Origin of the sequence: Pedobacter sp. KLB.chiD, from assembly GCF_047040275.1 — a bacterium.
In the GTDB taxonomy this organism is placed as follows: Bacteria; Bacteroidota; Bacteroidia; order Sphingobacteriales; family Sphingobacteriaceae; genus Pedobacter.
The window spans coordinates 1821214-1835954 of record NZ_CP178207.1 but is presented as its reverse complement, the minus strand read 5'-3'; the positions used below and the strand labels follow the sequence as shown (position 1 = coordinate 1835954).

General features: G+C 41.0%; 13 protein-coding genes. All 13 read right to left on the bottom strand.

Annotation, left to right across the window (positions count from 1 at the left end; genetic code table 11):
• Positions 1-32 precede the first annotated feature (32 nt).
• Positions 33-1409: a cytochrome c oxidase accessory protein CcoG gene (gene ccoG / locus ACK1I8_RS07310; protein WP_412468674.1), complete on the bottom strand. Its 1377-nt coding sequence runs from the start codon at positions 1407-1409 to the stop codon at positions 33-35.
• The gene (locus ACK1I8_RS07305; protein WP_412468673.1) at positions 1393-2361 is read right to left on the bottom strand and encodes a cbb3-type cytochrome c oxidase N-terminal domain-containing protein; all 969 of its coding nucleotides are present in this window, start codon (positions 2359-2361) and stop codon (positions 1393-1395) included. Before ACK1I8_RS07305 ends, ccoG begins: the two co-directional genes overlap by 17 nt.
• On the bottom strand, positions 2348-2530 hold the full coding sequence (locus ACK1I8_RS07300) for a hypothetical protein (RefSeq protein ID WP_412468672.1): 183 nt from the start codon (positions 2528-2530) through the stop codon (positions 2348-2350). Before ACK1I8_RS07300 ends, ACK1I8_RS07305 begins: the two co-directional genes overlap by 14 nt.
• Positions 2531-2533: 3 nt before the next feature.
• Positions 2534-4675 (bottom strand): cytochrome-c oxidase, cbb3-type subunit I, encoded by a 2142-nt coding sequence (gene ccoN, locus ACK1I8_RS07295; protein WP_412468671.1) that lies wholly within the window; start codon positions 4673-4675, stop codon positions 2534-2536.
• 72 nt (positions 4676-4747) lie between these two features.
• The gene (ccoS, locus tag ACK1I8_RS07290; RefSeq protein ID WP_412468670.1) at positions 4748-4927 is read right to left on the bottom strand and encodes a cbb3-type cytochrome oxidase assembly protein CcoS; all 180 of its coding nucleotides are present in this window, start codon (positions 4925-4927) and stop codon (positions 4748-4750) included.
• The gene (locus tag ACK1I8_RS07285; protein WP_412468669.1) at positions 4924-7308 is read right to left on the bottom strand and encodes a heavy metal translocating P-type ATPase; all 2385 of its coding nucleotides are present in this window, start codon (positions 7306-7308) and stop codon (positions 4924-4926) included. Before ACK1I8_RS07285 ends, ccoS begins: the two co-directional genes overlap by 4 nt.
• Before the next feature lie 12 nt (positions 7309-7320).
• A complete protein-coding gene (hemN, locus tag ACK1I8_RS07280) occupies positions 7321-8667 on the bottom strand; it encodes an oxygen-independent coproporphyrinogen III oxidase (protein ID WP_412468668.1) in 1347 nt (448 codons plus the stop codon).
• A gap of 2 nt (positions 8668-8669) precedes the next feature.
• Positions 8670-9095, bottom strand: coding sequence for a lactate dehydrogenase (locus tag ACK1I8_RS07275; RefSeq protein ID WP_412468667.1), 426 nt, complete (start codon positions 9093-9095; stop codon positions 8670-8672).
• A gap of 372 nt (positions 9096-9467) precedes the next feature.
• The gene (locus ACK1I8_RS07270) at positions 9468-10499 is read right to left on the bottom strand and encodes a response regulator (protein ID WP_412468666.1); all 1032 of its coding nucleotides are present in this window, start codon (positions 10497-10499) and stop codon (positions 9468-9470) included.
• 15 nt (positions 10500-10514) lie between these two features.
• Positions 10515-11711, bottom strand: a complete 1197-nt coding sequence (locus ACK1I8_RS07265) for a PAS domain S-box protein (RefSeq protein ID WP_412468665.1) — start codon at positions 11709-11711, stop codon at positions 10515-10517.
• Between the two features lie 57 nt (positions 11712-11768).
• On the bottom strand, positions 11769-13550 hold the full coding sequence (locus ACK1I8_RS07260) for a hypothetical protein (RefSeq protein WP_412468664.1): 1782 nt from the start codon (positions 13548-13550) through the stop codon (positions 11769-11771).
• A gap of 298 nt (positions 13551-13848) precedes the next feature.
• Complete coding sequence (locus ACK1I8_RS07255; protein WP_412468663.1) at positions 13849-14667, bottom strand: universal stress protein; 819 nt, start codon at positions 14665-14667, stop codon at positions 13849-13851.
• Positions 14648-14725, bottom strand: a complete 78-nt coding sequence (locus ACK1I8_RS07250) for a universal stress protein (RefSeq protein WP_412469356.1) — start codon at positions 14723-14725, stop codon at positions 14648-14650. Before ACK1I8_RS07250 ends, ACK1I8_RS07255 begins: the two co-directional genes overlap by 20 nt.
• Between the last annotated feature and the right edge of the window lie 16 nt (positions 14726-14741).

The following is a 14741-nucleotide window of genomic DNA, read 5'->3' as shown; positions in this document are numbered from 1 at the left end:
AAATTCAGTCAATCTATCCTTCACTCCTTCTATCATTCGCTTTCCGGCTGCGCGAAAAAACTAGTTGTTGTGGTACTCACCACTTCGCCATTGGCAATCACCTCGAAAACCGCATCTGTTTTATATCTTTTAATCAAATTATTTTTCCTGATCAGAAAAAAAGTGAGGTGTACGGTTCCCTCTTTTGGCAAAATAACCGCCTTCTGAATAAAATCGATCTGATCTTCACTATCCTGCGACCTAAAAGTAAATTTTACCGCCTTATTGGTTTTGTTTACGAGTTCTGCATTATAAAGATTACTGGTTTTATCTGTCCCCCTACGTTGGTATAAGGTTCCACTTGCTCTTAAAACAGTGGTTTGAATATTTTCTCTTTTATACATAAGCGAAGAGAAAACCATAATAACCACAAATAAAACCGCGGCATAACCGTAAGATTTCAACGCAATTTTATAAGGTTTACGTGCTGCAATAAATTCCTGGTTAAAGAAACCGATCAGGTTTTTTGGCTTTCCTATTTTTAGCATCACCTCATTGCATGAATCGATACAGGCCGTACAATTCACACATTCGAGTTGCGTTCCCTTACGGATATCAATCCCGGTCGGGCAAACCTGCACACAAAGGCCACAGTCAATACAATCGCCTGTTTTTTGTTCATTTGCCTTTCGCTGCATACGCCCGCGGGGTTCGCCCCTGATAAAATCGTAAGCTACTACCAGGCTCTGGTTATCAAGCAAAACGCCCTGAAGTCTACCATAAGGGCAGATTACTGTGCATACTACTTCGCGCGCATAAGCAAATACGCTAAAAAAAATTAAGGTGAAGAGCCATATGGATATAAAGCCTGAAACATGCTTGGAGATAGGTTCTGTGATGATCTTAAACAGCACATCAGAACCGATCACATAAGCGAGAAAAGTATTGGCAATGACAAAAGAGATGAACAGGAAAATAAAATGTTTGCTGCCCTTTTTCCCAATTTTTTCAGCGGTCCAAGGCCCCTCATCCAGTTTCTTTTGCTTACTTGCGTCTCCCTCTATCCAGTATTCTATCCTGCGGAAAACCATTTCCATGAAAATAGTCTGCGGACAGGCCCACCCGCACCATAACCTGCCTAATACCACGGTAAAACAGACAATGAAGATGATAAAGACGAGCATAGCAAGCGCAAACAGGTAGAAATCCTGTGGGGTAAAAATCAGCCCGAAAAAAACAAATTTCCTTTCGATGAAATTTAGCAGCACCAATTGCTCGCCATTGAGTTTTAGAAACGGACAGGAGAACAAAAACAACAGCAGTATATAACTTACCCTTTTCCGGTAAGTGTATAATCTCCCCGACGGTTTTTTAGGGTAAATGAAATTTCTGCCCCTGCCCTTACTTCCAGGTTTATTTCTTGATAACATCGGTTTGATTTACACTGTCTTTTGCTGCTTTCATCTCATTATCCTTCAGATCTTTCGCTTCGTACTTTTCGCCTTGCGGTGCTTTTGCTCCGGCAGGATTACTTCCATGTAACGAAAGAATGAAATTGGCAACTGCACTGATCTGTTTAGGGTTGAGGTTTTTCTCCCAGCTGATCATCCCTTTTTCGGGAACACCATATTTTATCGTTTTAAATACATTGTTAATGCCTCCGCCATGCAACCAGTAGTCGTCTGTTAAATTGGGACCTATTATACCTTGTCCTTTATCGCCATGGCAAACTACACAGTTGGCATTAAAAATGGTTTTTCCTTCTTCCAATACCGTTGGGGTGTTATCAACCTTTACTGAGTTTTCATCAATGGTATTAGCTGATTTTTCCAGATATGCTGCTTTTTCTATCTTCGCCCTGGCCATTTCATTTTCATATTCCTTATCCTGGAGATCGCCATAACCGCCGATGTGAAAATAGAAGAGATAACCTGCAGCAAAAATCATGGTGCCGAAAAACAGGAAATTAAACCAGCCGGGCACTGGATTGTTCAACTCTTTGATACCGTCATAAGCATGATCGATAACCAGGTTCTTCTCCTCTTCAATCGGTTTTAAACCCAATAATTTTGACCAGATGGACGGTTTTACCGTTTTTTGTTTCAGCCAGCTGTCATAATCAAGTGACTCTTCTTTTAGGGGGCCGGTGTATTTGGTTGGGTTTAACTGCTCCTGGTACATTACTTTAAAAGCATTAAGCAGCGTTATCGAAACAAAAAGCAGAACAAGTGCGAATAACAATAGCAACACAATGAGTAACTCTGACTGGTTAAGTCCTAATCCTGGCTGAGAAGGTGCTATTGCTTCTGCTGTTTTTTGATCTGCCGCGTGAGTGGCTGCCGATAAAAACAGTGAAAATAATAATAGTTTAATCTTCTTCATATGATTTGGTTTTGTGGTCTTGAAAAGGGATTTCGCTCATGTTTTTGATATGGTTTTTACTTAATTTAAAGAGGTAAACTCCAACAATTACAAAAAACAACATGAACATAAGCAGAGAGGTAACGAGGTATATTTCGCCACCGGCTAAATCTTTGATCTGATTAAACATATTTTATTGATTTGAAGGAATAGTTTCTGTATTGGCTTTGATATCAGTACCCAATCGTTGCAGGTAAGCAATAATGGCTACAATTTCACGGTCGCTTTTAACTTTAATGTTATTTTGCTTTAGTTCTAGTGCAATTTTTTCAGCCTGTATTTTTAAATCTCCATTGGCCTGTTTTTCATAGCCTTCAGCATACGGAACGCCCAATGTTTGCATCGCTTTGATTTTACTTGCAGTGGTGCTGATATCCAATTGCTGTTCAATAAGCCAAGGATACGGAGGCATAATACTGCCTGGCGACATCGATGTCGGATCAACGAGGTGATTGTAGTGCCAGGCATCAGAATATTTTCCACCTACGCGGTGAAGATCTGGACCGGTACGTTTGCTGCCCCATAAAAATGGGTGATCGTAAACAAATTCTCCCGCCTTGCTGTATTCGCCATAACGTTCGGTTTCTGAACGAAAAGGCCTAACCGTTTGCGAATGGCAGTTTACACAACCTTCTCTGATGTACAAATCCCTGCCCTGCAACTCCAGTGCGGTATATGGTTTTACACTGGCAATAGTAGGCACGTTAGATTGGATGGTGAATGTTGGCATCATTTCTACCATTCCCCCAATCAGAATAATGATGAGCGATAGCACCATGAATTTCATGGGTTTACGTTCCAGTATCCTATGCCAGGCTTTATCTGCCGGGCTGCTATCAACTACAATTTTGGTTAAAGGCATGGCTTCGGCAGCTTCATTGGCTACCAGTTTAGCACCGAGCATGGTTTTGGCGAGGTTGTAGGTCATCACAATTACCCCGGCCAAATACAGTGTACCGCCAATTGAACGTAAAACATGCATGGGGATAATCTGTAGTGTGGTGGCTAGAAAATTCGGGTATTTCAATAAACCTTCAGGGGTAAATTCTTTCCACATCAATCCTTGTGTAAACCCTGCCCAATACATTGGGATGGCATAAAAGAGGATTCCCAAAGTGCCGATCCAAAAGTGGAAACCAGCTAACTTTTTAGAGTAAAGTTCGGTTTTGTAAATGCGTGGGATTAACCAGTACAACACTCCGAAAGTTAAGAAGCCGTTCCAGCCCAGAGCGCCAACATGTACGTGGGCCACGATCCAATCGGTAAAGTGTGCTACGCCATTAATCTGTTTTAACGATAACATTGGTCCTTCGAAAGTAGCCATACCATAGGCCGTAAGGGCAACCACCATGAATTTAAGGGTTACATCTTCCCTCACTTTATCCCAGGCACCGCGAAGGGTTAACAAACCGTTGATCATGCCGCCCCAGCTTGGCGCAATTAACATGATGGAAAAAGCAACCCCTAATGATTGGGCCCAACCCGGTAATGAGGTGTATAATAAGTGATGGGGCCCTGCCCAGATATAAATAAAAATGAGCGACCAAAAGTGCAGTATACTCAGCTTGTAAGAATAAACAGGTCGGCCAGCCATTTTTGGTAAGAAATAATACATCATCCCCAGGTAAGGTGTAGTCAGGAAAAACGCAACGGCATTATGTCCATACCACCATTGTACCAGTGCATCCTGAACGCCAGCATACAAATAGTAGCTTTTCATAAAAGAAACAGGTAGCTCAAAAGAATTTACAATGTGTAATACTGCAATGGTTACAAAAGTGGCGATGTAAAACCAGATCGCCACGTAAAGATGTCGTTCTCTCCTTTTAATAATGGTACCGAACATGTTCACTCCAAAGACAACCCAGATGATGGTAATCGCAATATCAATTGGCCATTCGAGTTCAGCATATTCGTGCGAGGTAGTAAAACCCAGTGGAAGGGTAATTACGGCGGATAGGATAATAAGCTGCCAGCCCCAAAAATGGATCTTACTGAGTACATCGCTAAACATCCTGGCTTTAAGTAAACGCTGAAGCGAATAATAAACGCCCATAAATATGGCATTTCCAACAAAGGCGAAAATCACAGCATTGGTGTGCAAGGGCCTGATCCTGCCAAAGGTGGTATACTGGCTACCCATATTCATGGCTGGTTTAAAGAGCTGCATGGCCACAAGCAGTCCAACGGTCATCCCGATAATTCCCCAAACCAGGGTGGCAATGCCAAAGTTTCTGACAATCCTGTTATCGTAAGTAAATTTTTCTAGCTGCATAATAGAAGCGGAATTTTGTATGTTTTGTACACCAAAGGTATCCTGCAGCACAGAGATAAAGGATGATAGCGGTTAGCTGGAAAAGTGATCTTCTTCACTTTTTTCATCGGTCATTTCATCATCGAACAAGATGCGTATGCCAGGGGTGTGTACATCATCATTCTGCCCGGTTTTATAGGCCCAAAAGAAAGCACCCAAAAAAATGAGTGCCATTAAAACGCTGCAGCCAACCAAAAAGTAAAGGATATTCATATCAGTTTGTTTTTACGGGCAAACCAGCGGGTAGCCAGGGTGGTAAATAAAATGATCGTAACGGTACTAACGGGCATCAGCACCGCTGCAACCAATGGGTAAAGTGTTCCCTGTACAGCATAATAGATACCAATGCAGTTATAGGCTGTGGCAATGGCAAAACTAATTTTAATCACTGTAAGACCATCTTTGCTGAGCCGGATAAAGTTCGGCAGAAGGTTTAATGTACTCCCCTGTAAAATGGCATCACAACCTGGTGTAAAATTATTGATGTTATCGGTTAAGGCTATCCCAAAATTGCTTTGTTTTAAAGCACCGGCATCATTTAGCCCATCACCTAACATCATCACATTCTTCCCGCTTTTCTGAAGCCTCAAAACGGCGTCTAATTTCTGGTGCGGACGCTGATGAAACCCGATGGTTGTGGTTTCAGGGAAGATAGTCTTCAACATCGAATGATCTTTATCAGTATCGCCTGATAAAACCTGGAGTTCAAATTTAGCAAGTTTCGAAACCAACTGTCTCAATCCGGGCCGCCATTGCTGCTTGATATTAAAACAACCTTTATATGTATGGTCGATCACAATATGCACACCGGTTTCACCAGCCGGCTTCACAGTTACAGGCAGCATGGATAAATGCCCGGCATAAACAATATGATGGTTAACTTTAGCTGATAATCCTTTGCCTGTCACTTCTTTATAATCATTAAGTGAATAATATCTTTCCACATTTAAAGCCTTAAGAATATGCCTGCTTAGCGGATGGGTTGAATTACGCAACAGCGAAGCCACAATCAGTTCTTCGTCGTTTGTCAAATATCCGCTAAAAGAAATTTCCGCGTTTTCATTACTGGTCAAAGTACCGGTTTTGTCAAAAATAACCGTATTGCATTTGGCCAGTTCTTCTACGGCATCTGTATTTTTAACATAAAATCCTTTTTTATCAAAAACAGATAAAATGGCCGATAAAGTGAAGGGTGTGCTTAAAGCCAGTACGCATGGACAGGCTACAATAATGACGGCGGTAAATGCCGACCAGGCTTTATGGCTATCTTGCTGAAACAACCAATAGCCCGTAGCGGCAAAGGCAATCAGAAAAACGCCGATACTAAAGTATTTCGCGACAGAATCGTTAAAATTCTTTTTTTCTACATTGCTCTTATAGTGTTCATTGTTCCAGAGTCCGGTGAGGTAACTCTGTGAAACCGGTTTAATTACCTCAAGTTCGATGGCCTCTGTAGTCTGTCTTCCTCCGGCATAAATGATTTCGCCCAGCACTTTATGTATCGGTTCCGATTCGCCGGTCACGAAACTCATATCTACCCAGGCCTCCCCTTTCATTAAAATGGCGTCTGCCGGTACCAGTTCTCCATTTCTGATCCACAACCTGTCACCTATTTTAACGTCATTAATAGGTACCGGTTTTTCTTTGCCATTTTGTAAGGTAGTTACCGCAATGGGGAAATATGATCGATAATCTCGGTCGAAAGAAATGTGATGGTAAGTTCGCTGTTTAAGCCACTTGCCCATTAAAAGAAGGAAAACCAGACCTGTCAAAGTATCGGCAAAACCAGGGCCCATGGCAAAAATAACTTCAAATGCGGTACGTAAGAACAATACAGCAATAATCAATGCCAAAGGTGTATCTAAATTGATGTGTTTATGTTTGATACTGGTAATGGCCGAAGTAAAATAATCGCGTCCACAGTAGAAAGCTGCAGGGATAGAAAATGTCAGGTTTAACCAACCAAATAGGTACCGGAACTGTTTTTCAAGACCCGATAAACCAAAATATTCCGGAAAGCTGAAAAGCATCACGTTCCCCATTAAAAACCCCGCAACAGCAATTTTCAGCACTAAAGCTTTATCCACCGAACTGCTGTGTGCCTTCACTACATCCTGAAGACTAATTAAAGGTTCGTAACCAATCTGGTTTAAGGTTTCGACCAGATGTTTTAGCGAAATTTCTTCATGGTTAAACTGAATAGTTACCTGCTTTTTGAGAAAATCGATCCTCGAGCTGAAAATAGCCGCATTAATTTTATAGAGATGTTCTAACAACCAGATGCAAGAGCTGCAATGGATGGCGGGAATATAAAATGTAATGATGCTCGAATTTTCATGTTTATAATCGATCAATTGATCAATAATTTGGGGATCGTCGAGGTATTCTAAATGACTATCGTTTTTTAACTGCCTGCCAGGAGTATTGTTATATACATAATAATTGCAGAGGTTGTTTTCTGAAAGAATCTTGAAAACGGCCATACAGCCCGCACAGCAAAAATCTTTATCGTTTGTTTGATATTTTACCTTGGGCAGATCTTCTCCACAGTGGTAGCAAATGGCCTTGGTTGCGGTTTGATGTTGATCTTCCATTGTAATCTTTGTTTATATTGATGAACTGAACAGTTGTGTTTTAGGCTGCTTAAGCCACAATTTTTCGTCGAACGCCATACACACATTCCTGAGGAAGGATTTTCCGGTTGTGGTAATACTGATTTCTTTTTCAGTTAACAATATCAGTTTATCGTTGAGTAAAGGCAAAAGCCGCTCATATACTTTTTCCGGAATTTTATCATTGTACACGGTGTTAGCCTTACACATGATATTAAGAATATGCTTTCTTATAGCGAGGTCTTCATCAGTCAAAAAATGTCCTTTTTCTACCGGCAATAACTGCTGCGAAATTTTATCCAGGTAAGCTTCTACTGTTTTAGGATTTTGTGCAAAGGCCGTCCAGCTATCGCTGATCGATGAGACGCCCAATCCAATAAGTAAATGCGTATGCTGACTGGTATAGCCCATAAAATTACGGTGAAGCTTATCTGCTGATATTGCCTGGAACAAAAGGTCGCTTTTCAAGGCAAAATGATCCATACCAACATCTTCATAACCGGCATCAATCAGTAACTTTCTGCCAAACTGGTAAAGCGCAAATTTTTCATCGCCCGTGGGAATATCCTTTTCGGTATAATGCCTCTGTCCGGGTTTTAACCAGGGCACATGTGCATAGCTGTAAAAGGCAATACGGTCTGGCAGCATGCCAGTTACATCATTTACCGTACGCTCCAACCCATCAATACATTGGCCGGGCAGACCATAAATCAGATCGAAATTAATGGAAGTATAACCGATTGCCCTCGCTTGGTTTGTGACCTGAGCTACTTGTGCAGGCGTCTGAAAGCGGTTGATCAAAAACTGTACTTTAGGATCAAAATCCTGGATTCCCAAACTCAATCTCCTAAACCCGAGTTGGTAAAGCGTTGTTAAATGCGCTTTCGAAGTATTGGCCGGATGAGCCTCAAAAGAGAGTTCGGCATCCGGCGCCAGACTTGCGTTTTGCATTATGCCGCTAATCAGCAGATCGAGGTTTTCTGCACTAAAAAAAGTAGGTGTTCCACCACCTAGGTGCAGCTCTTTTATTTTAGGTTTCTCCTGCAAGGCAGCTACATACATACGCCATTCGGCAAGCACGGCTAAGATATAGGGCACCTCTACTGAATGATTTTTGGTAATACGGGTATTACAGCCGCAATAGGTGCACAGGCTTTCGCAGAATGGGAGGTGAACATATAAGCTGATCCCTTCTTCTTTATGGACTGCATAGGTTTTACTTACCCTGTTTAGCCATTCCTCAGTATTAAAGTCTTCAATATCCCAATATGGAACAGTTGGATAACTGGTATAACGTGGAGCAGCAACATTATATTTTTTAAGTAATTCTGCATTCTCCATTTTTAAAGCTTTTTAGCAGTTGCACAATCACTTTGGCAACAGCAGGCTTTGCCTACGCATTTACCGGCTGCCCACTGATCGAGGTTTTTGATTACCTGCTCCATCCTTGCCTTGGTATCGGCCTGATCGGCTACCAACGGAACATTGGCAACCTTCATACCGGCAAGCCCTGCCGCGGTAAGATCAAGATGATCTGTTTGTGAAGATGAAGTTGCAATATATTTGATACCCAATGATCTAAGACCTAATATCATGTTACCACTTAACTCATCATTGTTAAAAACCAGGAGCACTTCTTTACCGGTTGCAAATGAAAGCGTATCGGCTGTTAAGCTATTGGCAATTATCGTGATATCGTGTTTTTTGTAATTGGCCAGTACCAACCATTCCTTTTCATCGGGCTTAATGTTGTAAGCTATAGCTTTCATATACAATATTTATATATACAAAACTATGGAGGAAGCGTAAGGCAACAGATGAGAATGCTTAGAGAAAAAAATGATATTGGTTACTTTTTTAGTCTCGAGTCTTGAGTCTGTAGTCTTAAGCCGACTAAAACTGCATCAGTATAAGTTTTTATGCTTTTGATAAAGCAGGTTGGCTTATGTAGTTCCAGGCGGCGAACCACAGCGTTATCCCGATTTATTAGTATCTCCTACTTGCCAATCATTTAATCGGGTTAAGCAAAGGGCCGGACTGATGTAACCGAAGCACTACCGGCATTGCTTTTCTAAAACAGCATGAATGAGATTAAGACTTCGCCGTGTCAGATGCAAACACCAGACACCGCAGACATACCGTTATTGCTTAATATTCTTCAGTTTCTGGATAGATAAAATATTAATGGCATTACCGGTTTTATCAATTAATTTTTCCTCTTTAAAATCAGCCAGCATTCTGCTTACGGTTTCACTGGCTGTACCCACGAGTGCAGCAAGATCATCGCGCGAGATACGGATGGTGCAGGCATCGGCCATTCCATCGCCAAATTTTGCAGCCACCTGTAATAATGCTTCAGCTACCCGTTTCCTCACTGATGAATAAGCCAATTGGAGCATTTGTTTCCCTTTATCACGCACATTTCCGGATAACAGGCCAATAAATGTTTTTGATACGGCCTGATGGTTGAGCAGGTATTCCATAAAATCAGCTTTCGGAATATGAATAATTTCCGACTCGGTTAGCGTGGCAGCATTTTCTGCATAAAGCTCGCCATTGCATAAACTTTCGTAACCAAAAAAATCACCATCGTGGTAAAGCCCTGAAGAAAGTTCCCTTCCATCTTTAAAACGTTTGTAGGTTTTCACCTGTCCTTTATTGATGTAATACAGGTGCGTGGGTTCATCACTTTCAATATAGATCACCTGCTTACTATTTACCGTTCTCGGTTTACCCTTTTTACGCAGTTCTTCCATTACTGTTTCATCATGCCCATCTATTGAGCTAAAGCCTGCGGCCTGTTGCTTTTTCTTAAACCTGCTTTCTATCGCCCTAAAAAGCTCTGTATCGTCAAATGGTTTGGTCAGGTAGTCATCTGCACCCATTTCCATGCCTTTTCTCATGTCTGCCCGCTCCGTTTTTGCGGTAATGAAAATAAAAGGAATGTTAGCCGTTTTCGGATTTTTGTTCAGTAAATACAAAACACCATACCCATCGAGTTCCGGCATCATGATATCACACAAGATTACATCAGGCAAATGACTAACAGCCATTTCCACACCAATTTTTCCGTGTTTAGCCGTAAAGGTTGTATAACCTGCCAAATCAAGTACTTCAGCAGTACTTTCCCGGATATCGTCATTATCTTCAATAATTAAAACTTTTTTGTTCATCGGATGGATCTCAAATTATAAAATGGTTTCAACAGGGAAAGTAAGCGTAAATACTGTACCCGAATGCTGTTCGCTATTGCAGGTTACCGTCCCGTTCATCAGGCCAACATATCTTTTTACAATGTTAAGCCCTAGCCCCGTTCCAGGAATATCGCCGGTATTATGTGCCCTGAAAAATGGTTCGAATAGATTACCCTGATCGGCTGCAGGAATACCGATACCATTATCTTTTACCTCTAAAATCAGTTCGTCATCATTTAAAATGGAATTAAACTGGATGAGCGTATCTTCGCCTGAATATTTGATCGAATTGGAGATCAGGTTGATGATACAATTCTTCAAAAGATTTGGATCCAGGTAAACCTCGGCAGTTGTTCCGGTATGTTCGTAAATAATATGCTGATTCTGCTTGGTCATCATCTGCATCTCTTCTGCTATTTCCTCAGCAAAGCTGATGATGTTAAAAGCCTGTGCCGAAGCCTCCACTTTCCCCGCCTCCAATTTCTCGAGTGAAAGGAAATCGTTCAATATCGTAGTGAGGTTATTAATCGAATTTTTGATTTTTAAGGTATGTTTTTCTACACTGGCCACATCATGTTTCGTGGCATATTTATCAATCAGGGATGCGGATAACTGAATGGCGCTGAGTGGTGTCCTAAACTCATGTGAGGCCATAGAAACAAATCTGGTTTTAAGCTGATTGAGTTCTTTTTCTTTCTGAAAAAGTGCGCGCATATTTTCTTTCGCCATTTCCAGTTCCGAAACAAGCTTAACCAGATCACGTGTACGTTCCTTTATCTTAACTTCCAGCTTTTCGGTATAACTTTTTATCTGTTCTTCATTGGCCTTTTCCTTACTTAAGTCGTGGATAAAACCCGTATAAATTTTACGGTCGGTAAATTTAATCTCACTTACCCCAAGTGTGAACGGAAATACAGAGCCATCTTTACGTTTGCCCGAAACTTCCCTTCCGATACCGATAATATGTTTCTGCCCGGTATGTTCATACCTGGAAAGGTATTCATCGTGGCGCGATTGATCGGGTTCGGGCATCAGAACCGAGATGTTGCTACCCACTAATTCCTCCCTGCCATAACCGAAAAGCTCCAATGCTGCAGGATTTAAATGTTCAATAATCCCCTTTTCATCAATGGTAATAATTCCATCAATAGCATTTTCAATAATCGCATCCAAAAATTTCGACCTATCCATTATTTTACTTCAAGTATATACCTGTAAATATAGAAAAAGTATTACCGATCTTTTTTCTTAGCCAACAATCAGGGTGTCGAGTTTATTTTTCGAATTTGCCAATTGTTCATATAATTGCCTAAACTCGTCAGAAGCCTGATCTGCCATTTCGCTGAAAAGCTTTTTATAGTAATCGATCCCTTCCGCCAGCTGCAGCTTAAATCCATTTAACTGTTTTATTTTTTTATCACTAAACTGCTGTAATTGTTGTTTAATATCCTCCTGTAGGTAATCGATATAAAGGTTAAGCTCTTTGATAAAAACATGAGGACGTTCTACCTGCTCCAAAAGGTTAATTTTACCATAAATATGTCCGACCATTTCATCAAGAGAATATACATCGGCGAAATAGGCCAGGTTTGGTCCCGGGCAGATGGCTACAGCTTTATTTTCTTTAGCTTTAAGCATATCGTATTTTAGGTAGTTTGAAGAACAGAGTCCCTCGCAAAGGCATATTTTTCCGGTAACCTCCTTAAATTGTTTTTCGTATTCTTCAGCACTTAAGCCGGCCGTTTGAAGGCTTTTGATTTTTAAGTGCTGATACTCCCGTGATGCGGTGCAGATAGCCTGTTCGGTAAATTCGGTATTGTTGCACAAGTATTTCTTGGTACAGGGGCTTCCTGGCCTGCCCTTTTTAATCCGCTCGATCCGCTGCTGCTCTATGGTGCTGTTACTAAAATAATTAAAACGGATGCCCAAGGGTGAAGCATCGCTTAAGTAAAAATCCTGTTCAGTTGCGCCGGTAAGTTGTGTCAACGTATGCACATCAACATTGGTTACTTCCGGCACTAATAAAAAAGGACTTCCCCAGCCTGTGGCATCAAGCTGGTAATGTTGCAGCAAAAACTGATGTTCTGAAGCGGTTCCGATTCCTCCCTGCACGGTGATCTTTTGTCTAGGTTCTTTTGCTACAATAGTGCCCTTTTGTTTCAAAACGAGCTGATACATTTCAAAAAGCTCCTGGTACATGTCGTTTCTTTTAGTTTTAAATTCCTCCAGGATCGGGCCCAACAGATAACCTTCGGTAGCAAACGCATGGCCTCCACAATTTAAACCCGATTCAATTCTAAACTCTGATACCCATAAGCCTTTTTTGGCCAGAAACTTAGCCTGGATCAAGGCTGACCTGAAATCGCTCACTTTTAAGATAATCTTCTTTTTCAGTGTATTGTTTTCATCCGGAAAAAAATCTTTAAAGTTCTCCATGTAACTGTATAATTTCGGATTCATGCCTGCAGAGAGTACTACCGAAGCTTGGAGTTTACTTTCTGCAAAACCCTTTAAGGCAGCCAGGGCATCGGTATGAAGATCACCGGTAAATTTACCATCGATGTAGTTCATTTTATCTACCTTGGCCATAATATTAACATCAATGCTACCCATTCGCATCGTATTTTTAAGTACAGATTTGAAAACCTGTTTGGCATCTCCTTCAGGGTACTCCATCATCAGTTCATATCCATGCTTTAATTTTGAAGTGTCAGGCAGTAGTTCGAAATAACGGCAGATATCACTCCCATCAGTAAAATCCTGCTGTTTTAAAGCTTTAAAATCCTGGTTGATGCAATCCGATAAAAAGTTGAGGTAAGCGGTAATGCGCCGGCTACGGCTATTATTTTCCAATTTACCAATCGCATTATAATCTACTGATCTGTTTTGCGAATGATATGCACGCATACGCTCCACCAGTTCATCATCTACAATAGAAAGTACAGAGGAGATGCCATATCTGGCAACTTTTAAAGGGGTATCAATGGAGTAACCCAGGCCCAAAACGGGAATATGAAATGAATGTGACATGTATGTTTAAATAAAACGGCCTCTTACAAACGGAAAGGCCTGATAATTTCAAAACAAAACTACCGGAGTTCTATAATTTTGACGATGACAAGGCTCAAAGCAAAAAATGATCGCGATCACTTTTTCGCAAAAGAACATCATAAATTCATTCGGCCGCGCCTAAATTGAGGATTAAATATGTTTTTTGTCCGCTAAATCTTAGACCTCCTGAAAGAAAGCGAAAGCTAATGGTACTTTACCACTTCTAAGGCTTAACCAATGGCATTACGCTGCACGCCAAAATCGACTAAAATTAAATTTAGATGGGAATATGGTGTGCAGCAGGTAAAACTAAAAGTGGAATCGGTATATGACCAGACATATTAGCGGTGTAACTACCTTTAAGAAGATGATGAAAGAAACTGTGTTTTCGGGGTAACATGGTCAGCATATCAATCTGTCCGTTTTCTACAATCCAGTCCAAACCATCCTTCACCCGCTCACTGTTTACATGTCGGTAATATATTTTTCTGTAGTCCACCTTATCGGCAACCAGATTCAAGAAATGTGCTATCTGCTTGTTTTTACGATTAGGTTCGTTTTGAGTATTATCTGAATGCATAATCAGAATATCGGCTTTAAAAGACCTGGCAAATTCGACAAGCGTGCCTAAAACTGAAATATCACTTGGGTTTAAATCGGTCGCAAAAGCAATCTTTTTCGGAGTAGTAAACCGAAAGCCTGGTGGGATCAATAGCACTGGCCATTCAAGATTGATTATTTTCTTTGCAATATTGCCCATAAGCGTTTTCGTCAGCCGGTCTGAATGGTTCAATCCAGCTACAATAAGGTTCATTTTACATTCGGCGAAATACTTACCTACTTCCTGATCAACCTCACCGCGAAGTAATCTGCCAAATACTTCTGCTTTAAAATTCAGTTCATGGTGAGTTTTATTAAATTTTTCCTCCACTTTTTCTACCAGTTTGCTTAAGGCTTTTTTAGCATCTTCTTGAAGAACTTTATATTCTTCTTGGGGCCAAACCAGCGATGCAGCTGCTGGCGAGAACTCAGGCACCTGAAAAACATTTACCAATTCTACCCTGGCACCAATACCATTAGGCCAGTTCAGTTGCATAGTCAGCTGCATTTTCTGCAGTTGCAGAGAAATCAACAGGTACAAGAATCTTTTTCATATTGGCTTTATTTTAG

What these genes read in the sequence shown, in the direction of transcription:
- ccoG (WP_412468674.1), bottom strand. Translation starts at nt 1,409, where the DNA reads ATGTTATCAAGAAATAAACCTGGAAGTAAGGGCAGGGGCAGAAATTTC.
- ACK1I8_RS07305 (WP_412468673.1), bottom strand. Translation starts at nt 2,361, where the DNA reads ATGAAGAAGATTAAACTATTATTATTTTCACTGTTTTTATCGGCAGCC.
- ACK1I8_RS07300 (WP_412468672.1), bottom strand. Translation starts at nt 2,530, where the DNA reads ATGTTTAATCAGATCAAAGATTTAGCCGGTGGCGAAATATACCTCGTT.
- ccoN (WP_412468671.1), bottom strand. Translation starts at nt 4,675, where the DNA reads ATGCAGCTAGAAAAATTTACTTACGATAACAGGATTGTCAGAAACTTT.
- ccoS (WP_412468670.1), bottom strand. Translation starts at nt 4,927, where the DNA reads ATGAATATCCTTTACTTTTTGGTTGGCTGCAGCGTTTTAATGGCACTC.
- ACK1I8_RS07285 (WP_412468669.1), bottom strand. Translation starts at nt 7,308, where the DNA reads ATGGAAGATCAACATCAAACCGCAACCAAGGCCATTTGCTACCACTGT.
- hemN (WP_412468668.1), bottom strand. Translation starts at nt 8,667, where the DNA reads ATGGAGAATGCAGAATTACTTAAAAAATATAATGTTGCTGCTCCACGT.
- ACK1I8_RS07275 (WP_412468667.1), bottom strand. Translation starts at nt 9,095, where the DNA reads ATGAAAGCTATAGCTTACAACATTAAGCCCGATGAAAAGGAATGGTTG.
- ACK1I8_RS07270 (WP_412468666.1), bottom strand. Translation starts at nt 10,499, where the DNA reads ATGAACAAAAAAGTTTTAATTATTGAAGATAATGACGATATCCGGGAA.
- ACK1I8_RS07265 (WP_412468665.1), bottom strand. Translation starts at nt 11,711, where the DNA reads ATGGATAGGTCGAAATTTTTGGATGCGATTATTGAAAATGCTATTGAT.
- ACK1I8_RS07260 (WP_412468664.1), bottom strand. Translation starts at nt 13,550, where the DNA reads ATGTCACATTCATTTCATATTCCCGTTTTGGGCCTGGGTTACTCCATT.
- ACK1I8_RS07255 (WP_412468663.1), bottom strand. Translation starts at nt 14,667, where the DNA reads ATGCAACTGAACTGGCCTAATGGTATTGGTGCCAGGGTAGAATTGGTA.
- ACK1I8_RS07250 (WP_412469356.1), bottom strand. Translation starts at nt 14,725, where the DNA reads ATGAAAAAGATTCTTGTACCTGTTGATTTCTCTGCAACTGCAGAAAAT.